The following is a 19,562-nucleotide window of genomic DNA, read 5'->3' as shown; positions in this document are numbered from 1 at the left end:
TCGAGTGGGCGACCCTGGCAAAGGGTAGCGGCGAGTTCTCGCCGAGGTCGCCCACTCGACAACACCACTCGACACGAACTCAGCGATCGTATATTATTTCAAATATGCAGAGACGACGACGTCGATGACCGACGGCATTCCCGCACCCGGCAAGATCATCGCCGTGCACCTCAACTACCCGTCCCGTGCGGCTCAACGGGGTCGTACACCGACCCAGCCGAGCTACTTCCTGAAACCGGCGTCGTCGATCGCAGCGACCGGCGGCACGATCGAGCGCCCAGCCGGCACCGAGTTGCTCGCCTTCGAGGGCGAGATCGCCATCGTCATCGGCGAGCCGGCACGACGCGTCTCCCCCGACGAGGGCTGGGGCCACGTGGCATCCGTCACCGCTGCCAACGACTTCGGCCTCTACGACCTGCGCTCCGCCGACAAGGGCTCGAACCTGCGGTCGAAGGGTGGCGACGGGTTCACGCCGCTCGGTCCACGGCTGATCCCGGCAACTTCGGTCACGCCGGACGGTCTGCGCGTGCGCACCTGGGTCAACGGGGCCCTCGTGCAAGACGACACGAGCGACACCCTGCTCTTCTCCTTCGGCCGGCTCGTCGCCGACCTCTCGCAGCACCTGACCCTCGAGACCGGCGACGTGATTCTCACGGGCACGCCCGCGGGCTCATCGGTCGTCGTGCCGGGCGATGTCGTCGAGGTCGAGGTCGATGCGCCGGATGCGCCGGGCGCGCCGAGCAGTCGCCGGCTCGTGACCACCGTGACGGCCGGCAACGCAGCGTTCGCCGACTTCGGTGCGAAACCCGCGGTCGACGAACTCCAGCGCGTCGAGGCGTGGGGCTCCGAGGAGGAGCTCGCCACCGCCGTCGCAACGGGGCGTGCTTCGACACCCGGCTCGCTCACTGAGCCTGTCGCGGCGGGCGCATCAGGCGAGCTCCCTTCGACAGGCTCAAGGAGCGACGAGTTCGTGCTCACCGACGAGCTGAAGGCCGCGATCGGCGCGGTCGCCGTCGCGACGCTCTCGGTCGCGCTCCGCAAGCGCGGCTACCACGACATCTTCATCGAGGGCGTGCACGCCAACCACGCGGGCGACCGCATCGTCGGTGTCGCGAAGACCCTGCGCTTCATCCCGTTCCGGCCCGATCTGTTCCAGAGCCACGGCGGCGGCTTCAACGCGCAGAAGCTCGCGTTCGACACCGTCGCCCCCGGCGAGGTGCTCGTCATCGACGCCCGCGGCGAGCGCGGCACCGGCACCGTCGGCGACGTGCTCGCCCTGCGCGCCCAGGTGCGCGGCGCCGCCGGCATCGTCACCGATGGCGGAGTGCGCGACTTCGACGCCGTCGCCGGGTTCGAGATCCCGGTGTTCTCGCAAGGCCCGCACCCGAGCGTGCTCGGCCGCAAGCACGTGCCGTGGGAGGTCGACGTCACGATCGCCTGCGGCGGCGCGGCGGTGCAGCCGGGCGACGTCATCGTGGGCGACGGCGACGGCGTCATCGTCATTCCGCCGCAGCTCGTCGAAGAGGTCGTCGCCGAGGCGGTCGAGCAGGAGCGACAGGAGGCGTGGGTCGCCGAGCAGGTGGCGGCCGGGGCATCCGTCGACGGCTTGTTCCCCATGAACGCCGAGTGGCTCGCGACCTACCGCGCCGAGGGCGGCGCACGATGAGCGTCGAGAGCAAGTCGCAGCTGGCGTACCGCTTCTTGCGCGAACGAATCGACGGCGGCCGCTACGTGCCCGGGTATCGCCTCGTGCTCGGCTCGATCGCGCGCGAGCTCGACGTGAGCGTCGTGCCCGTGCGCGAGGCGATCAGGCGGCTCGAGGCCGAGGGCCTCGTGACCTTCGAGCGCAATGTCGGGGCGCAGGTCGCGCTCATCAACGAGACCGAGTACCTGCACACCATGCAGACGCTCTCGATCGTCGAGGGCGCCGCGACGTCGCTGTCGGCGCCGCACCTGACCGCCGACCACCTTCGGCGAGCGCGCGAGATCAACGAACGCATGCGGCGCACGCTCGACGAGTTCGACCCGCACCGCTTCACCGAACTGAACCTCGAGTTCCACGCCGTGCTCTTCGAGGAGTGCCCGAACCCGCACCTGCTCGACCTCGTGCACCGCGGCTGGCGCCGCATGCAGGTGCTGCGCGATTCGTCGTTCAGCTTCGTGCCGCGCCGGGCGCACGAGTCCGTCGATGAGCACGAGCGCATCGTCTCGCTCATCGAGCGGGGTGCCGCTCCGCTCGAGATCGAGCTCGCCGCACGCATGCACCGCACGGCGACGCTCGACGCCGTGCTCGCCTACCAGTCGGCGCAGAAGGCCTCGAGCGAGACGGATGCCGCGGCATCCGCTGCGGCCCCGGTCTTGGCCGCCACCAGCAACGAGGAAACCCCATGACGCACTACGTTCCCGAGGGCCTGCCCGACCGCATCCGCCACTTCATCGACGGCGAGTTCGTCGACTCCGTCGGCGGCGAGACGTTCGACGTGCTCGACCCCGTCTCGAACGAGACGTACGTGCAGGCCGCCGCGGGCCAGCAGGCCGACATCGACCTCGCCGTCGCCGCCGCGCGCCGTGCCTTCACCGACGGCCCCTGGCCGCGCATGCTCCCCCGCCAGCGCTCGCGCGTGCTGCACCGGGTCGCCGACCTCGTCGAGTCGCGCGACGCCCGGCTCGCCGAGCTCGAGACCTTCGACACCGGGTTGCCGATCACGCAGGCGCTCGGTCAGGCGCAGCGCGCCGCCGAGAACTTCCGCTTCTTCGCCGACCTGATCGTCGCCCAGCGCGACGACACCTACAAGGTGCCCGGCCGGCAGGTGAACTACGTGAACCGCAAGCCGATCGGCGTCGCCGGCCTCATCACGCCGTGGAACACCCCGTTCATGCTCGAATCGTGGAAGCTCGCCCCTGCCCTCGCGACCGGCAACACCGTCGTGCTGAAACCCGCCGAGTTCACGCCGCTCTCGGCGTCGCTCTGGGCCGAGATCTTCCGCGAGGCGGGCGTGCCCAACGGCGTCTTCAACCTCGTCAACGGCCTCGGCGAAGAGGCGGGCGACGCGCTCGTCAAGCACCCCGACGTACCGCTCATCTCCTTCACGGGCGAGAGCCGCACCGGCCAGATCATCTTCGGCAACGCCGCGCCGTTCCTGAAGGGCCTCTCGATGGAGCTCGGCGGCAAGTCGCCCGCCGTCGTCTTCGCCGACGCCGACCTCGACGCCGCCCTCGACGCGACCGTCTTCGGCGTGTTCTCGCTGAACGGCGAGCGCTGCACCGCCGGGTCGCGCATCCTGGTGGAGCGCTCGATCTACGACGACTTCGTCGCCCGCTACGCCGAGCGCGCTCGAAGCATCGTGGTCGGCGACCCCCACGATCCCGCGACCGAGGTCGGCGCGCTCGTGCACCCCGAGCACTACGACAAGGTCATGAGATACGTCGAGATCGGCAAGGCCGAGGCGCGCCTCGTCGCCGGCGGCGGCCGGCCCGAGGGCCTCGAGCAGGGCAATTACGTCGCGCCCACGGTGTTCGCGGATGTCGCACCTGACGCCCGGATCTTCCAGGAGGAGATTTTCGGCCCCGTCGTCGCCATCACGCCGTTCGACACCGACGAGGAGGCGCTCGAGCTCGCGAACAACACGCGCTACGGGCTCGCCGCCTACATCTGGACCAACAACCTGAAGCGCGCGCACAACTTCGCGCAGTCGGTCGAGGCCGGCATGGTGTGGCTCAACTCGAACAACGTGCGCGACCTGCGCACCCCGTTCGGCGGCGTCAAGGCCTCGGGTCTCGGGCACGAGGGCGGCTACCGCTCGATCGACTTCTACACCGACCAGCAGGCCGTGCACATCACGCTCAACGAGGCGCACTCGCCGCGCTTCGGCGCCTCGCCGGTCGAGTAGCGAAGCGTATCGAGACCCGCCACCCCGCGGCATCCGCTCAACGAAGAGAAGGCACGATCATGACCGACCCCATCATCTCCCGCGATTCGCCCGAACCCGTCGTCACCGCCGACGACCCGATTCCCGCTCCCTTGAACCGCATCCCGACGCCGGTGGCGCCCGCCCCCGACATCCTGCGCTGCGCGTACATGGAGCTCGTCGTCACCGACCTGGCCGCCTCGCGTGCCTTCTACGTCGACGTGCTCGACCTCATCGTCACCGAGGAAGACGAGAACACCGTCTACCTGCGTTCCTTCGAGGAGTTCATCCACCACAACCTGGTGCTGCGCAAAGGCCCGGTCGCCGCAGTCGCCGCCTTCGCGTACCGGGTGCGCAGCCCGCACGACCTCGACCTCGCCGTTGCGTTCTACGAAGAGCTCGGCTGCCGCGTCGAGCGCCGTGCCGAGGGCTTCACGACGGGCATCGGCGACTCCGTGCGCGTCGAAGACCCGCTGGGCTTCCCGTACGAGTTCTTCTACGACGTCGCGCACGTCGAGCGGCTCTCGTGGCGCTACGACCTCTACACGCCGGGCGCGCTCGTGCGCCTCGACCACTTCAACCAGGTCACGCCCGACGTGCCGCGCGCCGTCGCCTACATGGAAGACCTCGGCTTCCGCGTGACGGAGGACATCCAAGACGAGCACGGAACCACGTACGCCGCGTGGATGCGCCGGAAGCCCACGGTGCACGACACCGCCATGACCGGCGGCGACGGCCCCCGCATGCACCACGTCGCCTTCGCGACCCACGAGAAGCACAACATCATCGCGATCTGCGACAAGCTCGGGGCTCTTCGCCGCAGCGACGCCATCGAGCGCGGCCCCGGCCGGCACGGCGTCTCGAACGCGTTCTACCTGTATCTGCGCGACCCCGACGGCCACCGCATCGAGATCTACACGCAGGACTACTACACGGGCGACCCCGACAATCCCGTCGTCACGTGGGATGTGCACGACAACCAGCGACGCGACTGGTGGGGCAACCCCGTCGTGCCGAGCTGGTACACGGATGCCTCGCCGGTGCTCGATCTCGACGGCGAGCTCCAGCCCGTGGTCGCCCGCACCGAGGACTCCGAGATGGAGGTCACGATCGGCGCCGACGGATTCTCGTACACCCGCAAAGACGACGAGGCGCACGGCTTCAAGCTCGGCAACACGCTGTAGGCGGGTGCCCTCTGGCAGCGCACTGGAACTCAGCGCTACGCAACGCCGGATCGACTGCGCGACTCGCCGTCCGTGACCCCTCCCGGGGCGGCGAGTCACCCTGCGAATCCGGAGGAGCGCACAGCCGCAGGCGCGAGATGAGCCCCGCGTGCCATGAGCATGCGCACGACCGACTCAACGGATTCCCAGTCATGCAGTACTTGCCGGTGGCTGAACGAGACATGGGCGTATCCGATCGCCTTCACCCACGCCCACCGGCCTCGATCACGATCGAACGCGCCGGGCGCCGTGTGCGGCCCCTCGCCATCGACCTCGAAGATCAGCCGCTCGCCGATGAGGAAGTCGGCCCAGAATCCGCCGGGCAGAGCCGCTTGAGGCTTCGCCGGGATCCCGCCCACTCGGAAGCGTTCACGCGCAACAGTCTCGGCGACCGCCTGGCTGCTCGTGCACGAACGCTCGGCGACACGTTGGAGCGAGGCCGGTAGCCGATCGAGAAGTCGATCGAATGCATGATCGTCGAGAAGCTGCGGCCGTTCGGGCCTCCATTCGACGCGCTCCCGGGCCGAGTCGAGCGCCACCAGCGCATCGATCTCGGGCGTGCACGCGAGCATCTCCGCGAGGCACGCCTCGAGTGGCACCATGAGGCCGGACGCGGGGCCGAGCCGTTCCCAGTGCAGCCTCACTCGGGTGTCGCCCGAGTGCAAGGGTGTGAATCGTGCGTCGGGATCGCGCAGGCGTGTCGCGTGCGCCCCGACGTGCACGTGCAGCTCGCCGGGCTCGTTGAGCACCCGCAGCCCGTGCAATCGCGCCGCCGACACGCAGGCGAGACGGCCGCCGACACGGACGGCCCGCTTCGCGGCCGGCGGCGCATCCCGCTCCACGAACACCCCTCGGCGAGGGCACTCGATGCCGCCGTGATCGACCGCCGCCGTGATCGACCGCCGGCTGATGCCAGACGCGAGCAGTTGCGCCGTCGTGCACACGCCGCCGTGCGCGCGGACGACCGTTCGAGCATCTGTCATGGCCCAGATCATGGCGGCGTACGACCGCGTCCCCGTGCGACTCGACTCGCGATGTCGGGTTCGTGCGATCGGCCGCGCTGTTGAGGGCGAGTCGCGACGCGGCGTCACGGCGCTCTGCGTGCGGAACTCCGGAGGAGGTTCGCGACACGCCGACGCACGGGTGCACGAGCCGGCGAGTCGCGGCTCGGATCCGGAGTTTTGAGCGGTTGCCTGCGCCGGCGCGCGGCGCAGCAACCGGGCGCGCGGCTCGTTCACCTGCTCGTCTCCCCCGAGTCATCCGGACTCCCTACCGTCGGTGGCGGCGCGCCGTCGCGCCGCCACCGACGAACAGGAGAACGCACGATGCCGGAGAAGACACCGTTCAGCCGCCGAACCATCCTCACCGCCGGAGGGCTCGGCGTGCTCGGCGCGGCGCTGCCGACGGTCGCGCACGCCGAAGAGGCGGGCGGCGAGATGCAGGCCACCGGTCAGCCGAAGCCGAAGGCGCCGAAGCTGCGCTTCCGCGACGACGGCACGTTCAAGGTCGTGCAGTTCAACGACACGCAGGACGACGAGCTGACCGACCGGCGCACCGTCGAGCTCATCGAGAAGACGCTCGACGCCGAGGCGCCCGACTTCGTGCTCATCAACGGCGACGTCATCACCGGCGGCTGCGAGACCCGCCTCGCGGTGAAGCAGGCGATCAACAACGTCGTCTGGCCGATGGAGAGCCGCGGCATCCCGTGGGCCGTCACGTACGGCAACCACGACGAGGACTCGCTGCCGCAGTCGGGGGTCGACGAGGCGATGATGCTCGACTTCTACCGCAGCTACGACTTCAACATGAACGCCGAGAACATCGCGGGAGTCACGGGCACCGGCAACACGATCGTGCCGATCCGCTCGGCCGGCCGCGGCAACGACACCGCCTTCAGCCTCTGGCTGCTCGACTCCGGCCGGTACGCGCCGGGCGACATCGACGGCCAGAACTTCGACGGCTACCCGACTTGGGACTGGCTGCGCATGGACCAGGTCTCGTGGTACCGCTCGGAGTCGCAGCGACTCGAGAAGAAGTTCAAGCGCAAGGTGCCGGGCCTCATGTTCGTCCACATCGCGCTCTGGGAGCACCGCTTCATGTGGTGGGGCGGCGTCGACACCCGCACCGAAGCGGATGCCGCGCGCGGACGCACCCGTCACGCCATCGTCGGCGAGCGCAATGAAGACGAGTGCCCCGGTCCCTTCAACTCGGGCATGTACAACGCGATCCTCGAGCGCGGCGACGTCAAGGGCGTGTTCGTCGGGCACGACCACGTCAACGACTACGTCGGCAACTACTACGGCGTGCTGCTCGGCTATGCGCCCGGCACGGGCTTCGGTGCCTACGGGCTCTCGGGCGCCGAGCGGAACCGCATGCGCGGCGGGCGCGTCTTCGAGCTCACGCAGGCCGGCGAGGAGGTCGACATCGCCACCCGCGTGGTCTACGCACGCGACCTCGGCATCGACCTGACGGCGAACGACCAGCCGATGCAGCCGACGCCGCTGGCGCCGAAGCAGGCCGCGATCTGACGTTCGAATCGGCTCACGACGCGGGGCAGCGGGGCGAACCGGCGCCGCCGCCTCGCGTCAGTCCGCGGCCAGGAACTCGATCGCGGCGTTCTTGAAGGCGCGCGCGGTGAGCGTCGACACGTGGTCGCGGCCCGGGATCGACACGAAGTCGGCGCCCCGCTCGCGGGCGAGCTGCTGCACGCCGGCGGGCACGGGATCGTTCTCGCCGGCGACGAACAGCACCGGGATGCCGGCGGGGATCGCGAGCGGCGCGCCGGAGACCCCCTCGATCACGGCGAGGAGCGCCTCCCGATCGGCACCGGCGGCGATCGCGGGGCGCAACACCTGCTCGATGACCGGATCGCTCGACGATTCGCCCCGCAGCAGCACGGCGCGGGCGTCGTCGAGGTTCCACGAGGCGAAGAGCTCGTTCGGGCCGGCGCCACCGACGACGACGCGTCGCACACGCTCGGGCGCGAGCGCGGCGAATGCGGAGATCACTCGGTTGCCCATCGAGTAGCCGACGAGATCGACCACGTCGACACCGGCGGAGTCGAGCACGGCGATCAGATCGGCGCCGAGCGTCGCAGGCGTGTAGGAATCGGCGTCGACGGGCTTGTCGCTCTCACCGTGGCCGCGCAGATCGAGGGTGATCGTCGATCGCTGCGCATCGCCGAGCGCCGCCACCCAGCCGGTGCCCTCCCACGTGACGGCGGCGTTCGAGGCGAACCCGTGCACGAGCAGCACGGGCGGCAGCGCGTCGCCCGACGGGTCGCCGCCCGAGTTCTCGTGCACGCGATAGCCGATGAGCACCCCGTCGGGCGATTCGGCGTAGAGCGTCGGCGTCGGAGCGTCCACGGCGCCGGCGGGCCTCACTGCGCGGCCTCGTCGAGCACGGTCGATTCGGTGATGACGGCGCCGGCGTGGCCGAGTTCGGCGAGCGCGGCCTCTGACGTCTCGGCGGCGACGCCGGCCACCAGATCGGTGAAGACTCGCACGTGCTGACCGTGTTCGACCGCGTCGAGGGTGCTGGCGCGCACGCAGTAGTCGGTGGCGATGCCCACGAGGTCGACGTCGGTGATGCCGTGCGAGACGAGCAGTTCGGCCATGCTCGCGCCCGAGTCATCCGTGCCCTCGAAGATCGAGTAGGCCGGTACGCCCTGACCCTTGCGGATGTGCACGTCGACGCTCGAGGTGTCGAGGTCTGGGTGGTATTCGGCGCCCGGCGTGCCGGCGACGCAGTGCTCCGGCCACGTCTCGACGAAGTCGGGCTCGGCATCGACCGCGAAGTGGCCGCCGTTGTCGTCGTCACCCGAATGCCAGTCTCGGGATGCCACGACGAGGTCGTATTCACCCCGGTGGCGTTCCAGCAGCTCGGTGATGCCGGCGGCGACCGCGGCACCGCCCTCGACGCCGAGTGCACCGCCCTCGGTGAAGTCGTTCTGCACGTCGATGATGAACAGGGCCCGGGTCATGGCTTGCTCCTTCGCACGTCGATCGCGGCCCGGTTCGGCCGTCGCTTCCATTCTTTCAGCGTCTGGCGCTCGGGCACAGCGGTTCAGCCCTCGGCGAAGGCGGGTTCAGCGCGGGCGCCGGCACGGGCACCGGCGCCGGTCACTGGTTCGACAGGTTGTCGCCGCAGAGGTAGAAGCCGGTGGTGAGCGTGTCGATCGCCTGTTTCGCCTCGTCGGTGACGTCGCCGAGGGCGTAGATCGCGAACGTCAGGGTGGAACCGTCTTGCGCGCGTACGACACCCGAGAGCGTGTAGCCGGTGTCGATCCAGCCGGTCTTCGCCGAGACGGCACCGTCGGCGGCCGAGTTGTCGCCCGAGAACCGGTCGTCGTAGCCGAGCGACCCGCGCTCGCCCGAGACCGGCAGGCCGTCCATGAGCACGCCGAGGTCGCCCTCGCGAGCGTTGACCTTCACGAACAGGCGGGTGAGGTACGAGGGCGGCACGGCGTTGTTGTCGGAGAGCCCCGAGCCGTCGACGACGGTGATGCCCGCCGTGTCGACGCCGTAGGCGGCGAGGCCCTGCAGCACGCCCGCGTTGATCGCGCCGAAGGTGTTGCCCGCCCCGGTCTCGATCGCGACGAGGCGGGCGAGCATCTCGGCCGCGGTGTTGTCGGAGACGACGAGCGCCTTGTCGACGAGCTGCGCGACGGTGGGCGAGTGCACCTGTCCGAGCTGCTGCGCGCCGGCCGGAGCCGTGCCCCGCTCGATCACGTCGATGCCGCCGAGTTCGCTCGCGAACGCGTCGCCGGCGCGGGCCACCGGGTCGCCGCCGCGCCACGAGGTGTTCGAGCCGGGGTTGTCGCGATCGCCGTCGACCATGAGGGCTGCGATGTTGGACATGTAGCCGTCTTCGCGCTCTTTGAGGTTCCAGCTCGGCTCCCACTCGTCGCCGGCGAAGTAGCTCGCGTCGAGGATGAGCTTGGTGAGCGGCGGGTTTGCGGGGTCTGCCGCCCACGCCGCCTCGACCTGAGCGGCGAGGTCGTCGAGGTGGGCGGCGCCCGGGTACACCGTCTCGGTGCCGCTCGGCGTGCGCGAGAGCGTGACGTCGCCGCCGCCGACGAGCACGGCCGAGCCGGGCTCGGCGCCCTTCACGACGGTCGTCGGAGTGCGGTAGTCGGGGCCGAGCACCGAGAGCGCGGCGGCCGAGGTCAGCACCTTCATGACGCTCGCGGTGCGCGACGGGGTCGTGCCGCCGCGGTCGTACAGCACCTCGCCGGTGGCCGCGTTCATCACCTGCGCTTGCAGATTGGCGAGTCGGCCGTCGCCCGCACGATCGGCGACCGAGCAGGTGCGCAGGCGGCTGACCGCGGACGCCGCGGCTGGCAAGGGCCGGCCGGGGTCGGCGGTGGGCGTCGGAGTCGGTGTCTCGGTCGGCAGGGCGGATGCCGCCTCGCCGCCGTTGCTCGCAGCCCCCACGGCGACGGCGCCCCCGCCGAGCAGGGCGAACGCCAGCACGCCGCCCGCGATCGTCATCGGCAGGCGATGGGTGCGTGCGAAAGCGGAGATGCGACTCAGCAGGCCGCCGGTCGCGGTGGGTGACTCGGGCGGAGTGCCGGTCGAGGGGTCGCCGAGGTCGGGGGTCTCCCCCGCGGCATCCGTCTCGTCGGTCACCCCGAAAGCCTACGCGCGCCATCCTCCAGAGAACCTGACCATGCGCCTGAAGCGGCGCTGATCGGGCTATTCGCCCGGGTAGACCAGCCCGATCTGCCGGCGGATCTCATCGAGCGTCTCCATGATGCCGATCGTGTCGTCGATCGTCAGCAGGTCGCCCGAGTGCGTGCCCGCGGCGACGAGCCGCTCGACCGCTGCGGCCTGGAAGTGCATGCCCCGCCCGGTGACCTCGGAGTGGAACTCCTCGAGCTGAGTTCCGTCGGCGGCGATCACGCGGAACGTCGTCGGTGTGTACCAGACGTGATCGATCTCGATGCGCGCCTCGGTGCCGAGCACCACCGCGTTGTTCGGCCCCTTGGTGTCGCTCGCCGAGAGCGTCACGGCCATGCGCGCGCCCTCGTAGCCGAAGATCGTGGCGAGCTGCGCGTCGGCGCCGGTCTGCTTGAACGTCGCCGACGCCTGGATGGTGCCTGGCTTGCCGAAGAGATCCCACGCGAACGAGATCGGGTAGATGCCGAGGTCGAGCAGCGCACCGCCACCGAGTTCGAGCGCGTTGATGCGGTGCGCCGGGTCGTCGGAGAGCAGCTGGGTGTGATCGGCGATGAGCGTGCGAACCTCGCCGATGGTGCCCGCCGCGATGATCTCGCGAATGCGCGCCATATGCGGCAGGTACCTGGTCCACATCGCCTCGAGCACGAGCAGGCCCTTGGATGCCGCGAGCTCGGCCACCGCGCGTGCCTCACGGGCGTTGACCGTGAACGCCTTCTCGACGAGCACGTGCTTGCCGGCCTCGAGCACGAGCGTCGCGTTCGCGGCGTGCATCGGGTGCGGCGTGGAGACGTAGATGACATCCACTTCGGGGTCGGCCACGAGCGACTCGTAGCTGCCGTGCGCGTTCGGGATGTCGAACTCGGCGGCGAACGCATCGGCGCCATCTTGCGAGCGCGAGCCGACCGCCTGCACCGTGAATCCGTTGAGCTTCAGGTCGTTGGTGAAGGCGTGGGCGATGCCCCCGGTCGCGAGGATGCCCCAGCGCAGTCGTTCGGTCATGACCGACAGCCTATTGCGCCGTTGCCACTGGCTCGACCTGAACGTGGAGTGCCTCGAACGCCCCTGTTCGGGGAGCTGCGGCCGGCGCGCGATCGCTCTAGCGTGATCTGGCGCCGATGTTTCTCCAGCGCACACACGAACGGCCCGGTGATCCCGGGCCGTTCGTGTGTGGTGCGAAGCGCCGGCGATACGGGGCGGCGGGCGACCCTTCGCTTTCAGTTGCCGCGCTGAGGTGCGGACGAGTTCGACTCGCCCGCACCTCAGGGTTTCGATCGAGCCTCAGCCTCAGCCTCTGCCGGGCAGCCGCGATTCGATCGGGAAACTCCATGCATTGACGCCGCCACCCGGCGCCGCGCCTTCCGGCTGCTCGTCCGCGTAGGAGATAAGGATCCGCGCATCGTCCGCAAGAGCGGAACGAATGCTCGCATCAATCGGCACCGCCAGGCTGCCCTTGCCCGCGGCGACCTCCTGTTCGAACGACCCCAGCAAACGGCCGCTCATGTCAGGGGCCCATGGCGGAGCCGCGCCGTCCGATGGGGAGCAGGCCTCGAAGCCGTAGATGTCGCCGGCGCAGCTCGAGGTCCACACCGGGATGAACGATGTGTCGCCCTTCCACAGGAAGACCCGCACGGTTCCGGCCTCCTCCGAGCGATACGAGAAGGTGACCTTCTTCTGCTGGATCTTCACATCGGTGAAGGCCATCGCATCACTCGGCTGCACTCCCGAGATCGTGCCGCCACGCGTCGCCGACTGGGCGACCGTCTGCGGCGACTGCACGCCCTGCAGGGCCGTGTCGGGGATGATCGGCTCCGCCGACTCGGTCGACCGGTCAGCCGGTGGCGCGTACCCGTCGAGGTAGGCGTGACCCCATCGGTACGGCTCCGACTGCTGGCTGCCGAAGGCCGACCACGCGGTTCGGGTCTGCCCGATGAAGTTCTGCGTGTCGGAGTCGTACGGCGTGACGTTCAGTCCCAGGTAGTCGGGATCGACGTCGTTCAGCGCTGCATCACCCTGGGGCGCCGCACTCGTCGGGCCGACGGCTGCCGGGAGGGTGGAGAGCGGCACCTTCACCTCGATGTCGTATCCACCGCCGGCGTACGTGCCGTCGGCCTGACGCACGACCTGGACCGCGACCTCGACGCCCTCGGCGTTCAGGCCGCCTTCGACCGTCTCGGCGAGCGGGCCGGTCGAGAAGCCCTGATGGTTGTCGGCGTCGCGAGACCAGCACGGCCCGTCGGTTCCGTTGCCGTTGGCGCCGTCGGCGTCATCGGTGAACGGGAACATGCCGAGCTTGAACGTCGACGAGGTGTCGATCGAGTCGCCGCGCGGATCGAGCAGCAGCTCGACCGAGTCGACGAGCCAGTGGCCGAAGCAGCGGTCGGGTGTCGACGCGGCGCTGGCCACGTCGTCGGTCACCCGGATCTGCGCGTACAGCGCGTCGTCGTGCCAGCCCAGTCGGGCGACGCCGCCGTCACCGCAGTCCACTCCGTCGGCGGCGCACTCGGCGCCCTCCCAGCGCGTGCCCACGTCGATCGGCTGGCCGACGTAGAGCTCGTCGGCGGTGCCGTCGATCGCCGGCGCGGCACCGAGCTGCGGGATCACGACGGTCGGCACGAGGTAGACCGTCTCGCTCTCGGTCGAGACGCCGGCACCCGAGGTGGTGGTCGCCGCGAAGGTCTCCGTCCTGCTGCCGGGGTCGGCCGGATCGGTGTGGGTGACGACGAACGGGATCGTCGTCGTCTCGCCGGGTGCGAGGTCGGCGAACGGCTTGCTCGCCGCGTCGACGACGAACCCGGCCGGCACTGCGAGGTCCACCGTGCCCGACTCGTCGACGGCGGTGCGGTTGGCGACCACGACCGGCACGGTCACCGTCTCGCCGGCGCCGACCTGGGCGACGGCCTTCGAGCGACCGCCGACGTACGCGTCGTTGTCCTCTGTCCACTGCTCGTACTCGGCCGCGGTGCCCCAGCGTTCGAAGCGCCCCTCGACCGGTGCGACGAGTTCGATCCGCGTGTCGTTGTACGCGGTGATGCCCTCGCCGGCGAACTCCGCCGAGAGCTTGTAGACGGCCGGTGCCGCGTCGCTCGCGGGCGTCACGGTGAACGTCGCCTGCGTGGCATCCGTGTCGCCGACGCCGTCGACCTCGACGGGCGCGGAGACCTGCCAACCGGCGGGCACGACGAGCTTCACCGTGCCGGCGCCGAGCTGCCCGTCGCCGGAGCGAAGGGCGACCGTCGTGGTGAACGGCTCCCCCGCGGCCTCGAAGTACTCCTCGGCCTCGACTGAGAACTCGGAGCCGAGGGGCATGCCGCCCGGGTCGGCGATGACGGCGCCGTACAGCACGGCATCGTCGTTCGCCGAGGCCGGCGACGAGTTCGGCTGCATCGGCACGATCGACTGCGAGACGCCGTAGCGCTGGCACGTCGGGTCGACGAGGGCGGTCTGCATGGTGCGCGCCTGCGTGGGGTGCGCCCGGCCGCCCTCGCGGCCGACCTGGGCCCAGGTCTTCGCGGATCCGGCGGCTCGCCCGGCGAGGTTGCCCTCGGCCCAGACGTAAGGCGACTCGTGGCCGGTCCAGGTGCCGACGACCGTGAAGGGGTTCGTCGCGGCGGGCACGAAGCCGGCGTTGCAATTGGCGGCGGCGACACCGCCGGTGCCGGTGGTCAGTCCGCCCGCGAGGATCTTCTTGACCTGCCACGGCTCCACGGCTCCGACGCCGGTGAGCTGCTCGGGGAACTTGCCGGGGTCGGCGGCGGCGGCCGCGGCCTCCCAGATCATGCGTCCCTGCGCGTACTGGTGGTTGCCGTGCCCGGCGGCGAGCGACGGCGTGCTGCCGACGAGGATCTCGGGCCGCGTCTCGCGGATGATCCGCACGGTGCGGCTGAGCGTCTCTTCGGCATCCCAGACCTTCGCCGTGAGCGGCGCCGAGGTGTTGTAGAAGAAGTCGACGCGGTCGAGGTTGAAGATGTCGACCGTGCCGGAGCGGATGTGCGAGGTGCGGTCCTCGTTCTCCCGGCGCAGGCCGAGGTCGGGGCCGGCCTCGGGGCCGACGGAGTTCGATCCGCCCTCGCCGCGCGTGGCCATGATGATGCCGCAGCGCACGCCGTAGAGGTCGTTCCAGACCCCGCATGGTGTGGTGAACCCGGCGTCGTCGTCGGGGTGGGCCCAGATGCCCATGATGTCGATCTTCTGACGCTCGGTCTCCGTGGCGATCGCCGGGTCGCCGACCTCGAGCTTCACGGCCGCATCCGGTGGCCCCGAACTGCCGTTGCCCATCGTCGCGGCCACGGCTGTGCCCTGTCCCATGAGTGCGGCGACGGCGATCAGCGAAGTGAGCAGGATTGCGTGATGACGTTTCATGCGGTCCTCCGTTGGACGCTCGGTACGGCGGACTGCCGCCCGATCCCCCTCAAGCTAGAGCAGTATCAGTCACCTTGCAAGCACAAGCGTGCAATTGCACGCAGAATGGCGCGCGCAGGTGCGTGATGACTTGATCATTCGCGCACTGCGCCCTCGATCATGCCCTTGATGAAGTGGCGCTGCAGGAAGACGTAGAGCAGGACCACCGGCAGGGCGACCATGACCGCGCCCGCCGCGAGCAGCGCCGTGCCCTGCGTGTACTGGCCCTGGAAGAATGCGAGGCCGAGCGGCGCCGTGCGCACCGCTCCGTTGGGCGACATCACGAGCGGGATCAGGAACTCGTTCCAGGTCCACATGAAGACGAGCAGCACCAGGGTCAGGATCGCGGGTCGCCCGATCGGCACCAGCACCTGCCAGAGGATACGCATCGAGTTCGCCCCGTCGAGGCGGGCCGCTTCGATGAGCGCCGTGCTCGAACTGCGGAAGTACGTGCGCATCCAGTACGTACCGAAGGCGATCGACATCGCGATCTGCGGCAGCGCGACGCCCCAGACGGTGTTGGTGAGCCCGAGCACGCGCAGGTCGAAGTAGAGCGGCACGATGAACGCCTCGGTCGGCACCATGATGCCGAGGAGGAACACGTAGAAGACGAGGGTCGCACCGCGGAATCGCATCGTCCCGAGCGCGTAGCCCGCGAGGATCGAGCAGAGCACCGAGACGACGACGACGATCGTCGCGACGACCACCGAGGTCAGCATGTACTGGCCGAATCGGCCGATCTCCCATGCCTCGGGGAAGTTCTCGGGGTGGAACGCGCCGCCCTCGCGACCTGCGGAGGCGTCCTTCGGCCCGAACGCCATCGTGACGATCACGCCGATGGGGCCGAGCACGACGAGCGCGAACCCGATGAGCACGAGGTAGTTCGCGCCTCGTTCGATCGGGGAGACCTTCATTTCCTGTCTCCGATCATGTTGACGACGCCGTTGATGGCGAAGACGATGATGGTCAGCACGATGCCGACGGCGGTGGCGACGCCGACATCCCCGAGTTGGAATGCCCGGCGGTAGATCTCGTAGCTCGGCACGGTGGTCGACGTGCCGGGGCCGCCGCTCGTCGTGACGTAGACGAGGTCGAAGGTCTTCAGGGCGGCAACGATCGTGAGGGTGAGCGCGACCGTGATCTCGCCGCGAACGGTCGGAAGGGTGATGGCGAAGAACTCGCGCACCGGCCCCGATCCGTCGAGCCGCGCCGCCTCGTACAGTTCCCGCGGCACGCGGCTCATGCCGGCCATGAGCAGCACGGTGACGAGACCGGTGCACACCCAGGTGCCGATGAGTCCGACGGCGGGCAGGGTGAACGTGTAGTCGCCGAGCCACGGCCGGGTCAGCGAGTCGAGACCGATCAGCCGGAGGAAGCCGTTGAGCGGGCCGTCGGGAGCGTAGATCTGCCGCCAGGTGACGGCGACGACGACCATGGCGATCACCTGCGGCAGGAAGATGACGCTGCGGAAGAAACCGAGCCCTCGCACCTGCGAGCGCGTGAGCAGCGCGGCGAGCACGAGGCCGATGACGAGCGGCAGCACCGCGTAGAAGAACACGAGCACGAGCGCGTGCCAGAACGCCACGCGAAGGCGTTCGTCGAAGAGGATCTCGACGTAGTTGTCGAGGCCGACGAACGTCGACTCCCCCAGCCCGTCCCACTCGAAGAGGGAGTACTGGGCCGCCCGGCCGAGCGGGAAGAGCAGGAACGCGCCGTAGATGATCAGGGCGGGTGCGAGGTACGCCCACGCGACCCAGCCCGATCGGGCGGAGCGCCGAGTGGCGCTCCGCCCGACCGTGGTGGTGCCGTCACTCATTGCTTGCGACGAACTCCGAGTAGTCGGCTTCCAGCGTCTCCGTGAACTGCTCGGGAGTCGCCTGGCCCGCCAGCAGGTCCTGCAGTGCCTGACCCATCGTGTCGCCGAACGTCGGCGTCGCGTAGTCGAGGTACGGCAGCAGGCTGCCGTCGCCGGTGACGTTGCCGAACACCGTGAACACGTCGGCCAGCACGCCCGAGTCGGGGGCGAGCTCCGCGGTGCGGTTCACCGGAAGGTTGCCCGTCTCGGCGAGCACGTCCATCGCCTCGTCGCTCGTGATGAAGTCGAGGTAGGCCGCGGCGACATCGGTGTTGTCGGCAGCCGAGGTGATCGTGAAGGGCAGGCCCGTGCCGCCGGTGGTCGCCGGGGTGCCGTCGCCCGTGTTCGGGATGAAGAACCCGACGTCGTCGCCCATCGCGTCGCCGAGGTCGGCGGCGAGCCACGAACCGCCGATGAGGAACACGCCGTCGCCGCCCGCGAGGGCCTGCCACGCGGCGTCGTAGTCGGTGCCGTTCACGCCGTCGTTGAAGTAACCCGCATCGACCCAGCCCTGCAGCGCTGCCGCGGCCTCGACGTTCTCGGGCGTGGACCAGCTCTGGCCGGCGTTGCCGAGCCCGAGATCGGTGATCACCTCGGCGTCGACGTCGTCGCCCTGCAGCGGGCCGAACACGTGCAGCGCCGGCCACTTCTCGATGTTGCCGAGCTGCATCGGGGTCTCCCCTGCCGCCTTCGCCGCCTTCAACGCGGCGTCGAACTCGGTCCAGTCCGTGGGCACCTCGAGGCCGAGGCCCTCGAGCTTGCTCTTGGAATAGAAGATGCCGACGACCTCGCCGACCTGCGGGAGGCCGTAGAGGCTGCCATCGCCGAAGACCTTCGCGTCATCGCTGTAGGTCGAGTACTGCAGCACCGACGACGAGAAGCGGTCGCCCCAGCCGTAGGCCTCGGCGTAGTCGTCGAGCGGGCGCAGCTGATCGGCCGCGACGAACTGCCCCATCGTGTTACGGCCGTTGTTGGCCTGCACGACGTCGGGCGCGTCGGCGTCGGTGAGGGCGAGTCGAAGCGTCGTCGCGAGGTCGTCGAACGACTGCGAGTTGCGGTCGATCGTCACGTTCGGGTACTTCTCCATGAACGCGGCGTTGAGCTGCTCCATCTGCTCGTTCTGGCCGCCGCGCACCTCCTGGTCCCAGACGGTGAGGGTGACGTCGCCGACGCCGGAGATGTCGGTGCTGATCTCACCGGTGCTCTCGGTGCCGCCGGTGCTCCCGGTTCCCGGCGCACAGCCGGCGAGTGCGATGACGAGCGCGGCACCTCCCAGTGCGGCTGCGTTCAGTCGGATGTTTCGCTTCATGATGTACCTCTCTTGTCGGGGAACGATCGCCGGGCTGCTGTGGCTCGGTAGTCGGCGAAGGGGAACGTGGATTCCGACCTGCGGCGGCCGAGGGTCTCGGGTAGCACGTCGGCGAGGAACGAGAACCGCGGGACGAGCTCGCGATCGCCGCCGGCGCGCGTGCGGTCCCACCAGTCGGCGAGGTCGCCCCATCCGGGCGCCGCGAGCGCGCCGCCGGGGTGCTCGACGGCGAGAGCGGCGCACAGCGCGGCGAACGACAGTCGCTGTACGAGCGGCCAGTCGCGCAGCGTGCCGAGAACGAGCGCGGCCCCGAACACGTCGCCCGCGCCCGTCGCATCGCGGCCGTTCGCCGGCACCGCGGGCACGGTCACCTCTTCGCCGCTCGCGGAGTCGATCGCGACCGCCCCGTCGCCGCCCCGGGTCACCACGACGAGCGGCACGTGATCGGCGAGTACACGCGCGGCCGCGACGGCGGATTCCGTGCGCGTGTACGCCATCGCCTCCGACTCGTTCGGCGTGAAGGCGAAGCAGTCGGCGAGCGGCTGCAGGTCGGCGACATCCCAGCGCTCGGAGGAGTCCCAGCCGATGTCGGCGAAGATCCTCGTGCCTGCGCGCGCCGCCGGTTGCCACCAGGCGTCGTCGGCGCGCGCTCCGCGCGACATCGCGCCGAGGTCGGCGAAGGTCGCGCGGGCGGCGACCCGGTCGCCGACGAGCGCGCCGGCGGCCACGGGCGAGGGCTCCTCGCGCGTGATCATGCTGCGGTCGCCGTTCGACGCGATCGACACCGTGACGGGCGTCGGCCAGTTCTCGACGAGCTGCGACGACGAGAGGTCGATGCCCTCGCGGTCGGCGAGGAACTCCCAGCACCAGCGCCCGTACAGGTCGTCGCCGAGCGTTGCGGCGAGCGCTGTGCTCAGGCCGAGGCGGGCGGTCGCGACGGCGAGATTGGCCACTCCACCCGGGCTGCTCGCAAGTGCCTCCGCGTGCACCTCGGTGCCCGGTCGCGGCGCCGCGTTCAGCTCGGTGAAGATCAGATCGAAGAAGACCGGCCCGGTCAGCAGCACATCGACGATGTCGTCGGCAGCGCGTTCCGTCACGGATCCTCCTCGGGTTCGATCGCATGAACGATCGTCGATGACCTTTGACTGAACATACTCTCGAATGAATGGTCTTGCGTCAATTCGTGCG

15 protein-coding genes are annotated in these 19,562 nt (G+C 69.8%); 5 read left to right on the top strand and 10 right to left on the bottom strand.

Features of this window, described 5'->3' with window-relative positions:
• Positions 1-124 precede the first annotated feature (124 nt).
• The 4 genes from H521_RS0116180 to hpaD are packed head-to-tail and all read left to right on the top strand — an operon-like array spanning position 125 to position 5,092.
• The gene (locus tag H521_RS0116180; RefSeq protein WP_022894064.1) at positions 125-1,666 is read left to right on the top strand and encodes a fumarylacetoacetate hydrolase family protein; all 1,542 of its coding nucleotides are present in this window, start codon (positions 125-127) and stop codon (positions 1,664-1,666) included.
• Positions 1,663-2,391, top strand: a complete 729-nt coding sequence (locus H521_RS23875) for a GntR family transcriptional regulator (protein ID WP_022894063.1) — start codon at positions 1,663-1,665, stop codon at positions 2,389-2,391. Before H521_RS0116180 ends, H521_RS23875 begins: the two co-directional genes overlap by 4 nt.
• A complete protein-coding gene (gene hpaE / locus H521_RS0116170) occupies positions 2,388-3,890 on the top strand; it encodes a 5-carboxymethyl-2-hydroxymuconate semialdehyde dehydrogenase (RefSeq protein WP_022894062.1) in 1,503 nt (500 codons plus the stop codon). Before H521_RS23875 ends, hpaE begins: the two co-directional genes overlap by 4 nt.
• Positions 3,891-3,949: 59 nt before the next feature.
• Entirely contained in the window at positions 3,950-5,092 is a 1,143-nt protein-coding gene (gene hpaD / locus H521_RS0116165; RefSeq protein ID WP_022894061.1) for a 3,4-dihydroxyphenylacetate 2,3-dioxygenase, read from the top strand.
• A 95-nt stretch (positions 5,093-5,187) separates the two neighbouring features.
• Here hpaD and H521_RS0116160 read toward each other — a convergent pair whose 3' ends face one another.
• A complete protein-coding gene (locus H521_RS0116160) occupies positions 5,188-6,114 on the bottom strand; it encodes a type IV toxin-antitoxin system AbiEi family antitoxin domain-containing protein (RefSeq protein ID WP_169514008.1) in 927 nt (308 codons plus the stop codon).
• A 342-nt stretch (positions 6,115-6,456) separates the two neighbouring features.
• On the opposite strand from H521_RS0116160, the gene H521_RS0116150 reads away from it, so the two are divergent.
• Positions 6,457-7,659, top strand: coding sequence for a metallophosphoesterase family protein (locus H521_RS0116150; protein WP_022894058.1), 1,203 nt, complete (start codon positions 6,457-6,459; stop codon positions 7,657-7,659).
• 57 nt (positions 7,660-7,716) lie between these two features.
• On the opposite strand, the gene H521_RS0116145 is transcribed toward H521_RS0116150, so the two are convergent.
• The 9 genes from H521_RS0116145 to H521_RS23855 form a co-directional block, all read right to left on the bottom strand.
• The gene (locus H521_RS0116145) at positions 7,717-8,496 is read right to left on the bottom strand and encodes an alpha/beta fold hydrolase (protein WP_022894057.1); all 780 of its coding nucleotides are present in this window, start codon (positions 8,494-8,496) and stop codon (positions 7,717-7,719) included.
• Positions 8,497-8,510: 14 nt separating this feature from the next.
• The gene (locus H521_RS0116140; RefSeq protein WP_026482376.1) at positions 8,511-9,113 is read right to left on the bottom strand and encodes an isochorismatase family protein; all 603 of its coding nucleotides are present in this window, start codon (positions 9,111-9,113) and stop codon (positions 8,511-8,513) included.
• Positions 9,114-9,252: 139 nt separating this feature from the next.
• The gene (locus tag H521_RS23870; protein WP_022894055.1) at positions 9,253-10,761 is read right to left on the bottom strand and encodes a D-alanyl-D-alanine carboxypeptidase/D-alanyl-D-alanine-endopeptidase; all 1,509 of its coding nucleotides are present in this window, start codon (positions 10,759-10,761) and stop codon (positions 9,253-9,255) included.
• Positions 10,762-10,827: 66 nt separating this feature from the next.
• On the bottom strand, positions 10,828-11,811 hold the full coding sequence (locus tag H521_RS0116130) for a Gfo/Idh/MocA family protein (RefSeq protein ID WP_022894054.1): 984 nt from the start codon (positions 11,809-11,811) through the stop codon (positions 10,828-10,830).
• A gap of 285 nt (positions 11,812-12,096) precedes the next feature.
• A complete protein-coding gene (locus H521_RS23865; RefSeq protein ID WP_022894053.1) occupies positions 12,097-15,171 on the bottom strand; it encodes a sugar-binding protein in 3,075 nt (1,024 codons plus the stop codon).
• A 134-nt stretch (positions 15,172-15,305) separates the two neighbouring features.
• Entirely contained in the window at positions 15,306-16,124 is an 819-nt protein-coding gene (locus tag H521_RS0116120; RefSeq protein WP_022894052.1) for a carbohydrate ABC transporter permease, read from the bottom strand.
• A complete protein-coding gene (locus H521_RS23860) occupies positions 16,121-17,026 on the bottom strand; it encodes a carbohydrate ABC transporter permease (protein ID WP_022894051.1) in 906 nt (301 codons plus the stop codon). Before H521_RS23860 ends, H521_RS0116120 begins: the two co-directional genes overlap by 4 nt.
• Complete coding sequence (locus H521_RS0116110; protein ID WP_022894050.1) at positions 17,019-18,374, bottom strand: ABC transporter substrate-binding protein; 1,356 nt, start codon at positions 18,372-18,374, stop codon at positions 17,019-17,021. Before H521_RS0116110 ends, H521_RS23860 begins: the two co-directional genes overlap by 8 nt.
• Positions 18,371-19,471, bottom strand: a complete 1,101-nt coding sequence (locus H521_RS23855) for a carbohydrate kinase family protein (protein ID WP_022894049.1) — start codon at positions 19,469-19,471, stop codon at positions 18,371-18,373. Before H521_RS23855 ends, H521_RS0116110 begins: the two co-directional genes overlap by 4 nt.
• Positions 19,472-19,562: the final 91 nt, after the last annotated feature.

It is taken from the genome of Agromyces subbeticus DSM 16689 (assembly GCF_000421565.1).
Lineage (GTDB): Bacteria > Actinomycetota > Actinomycetes > Actinomycetales > Microbacteriaceae > Agromyces > Agromyces subbeticus.
Note: the sequence above shows the minus strand (reverse complement) of the source record. Positions and strands in the feature narration are given on the sequence as shown.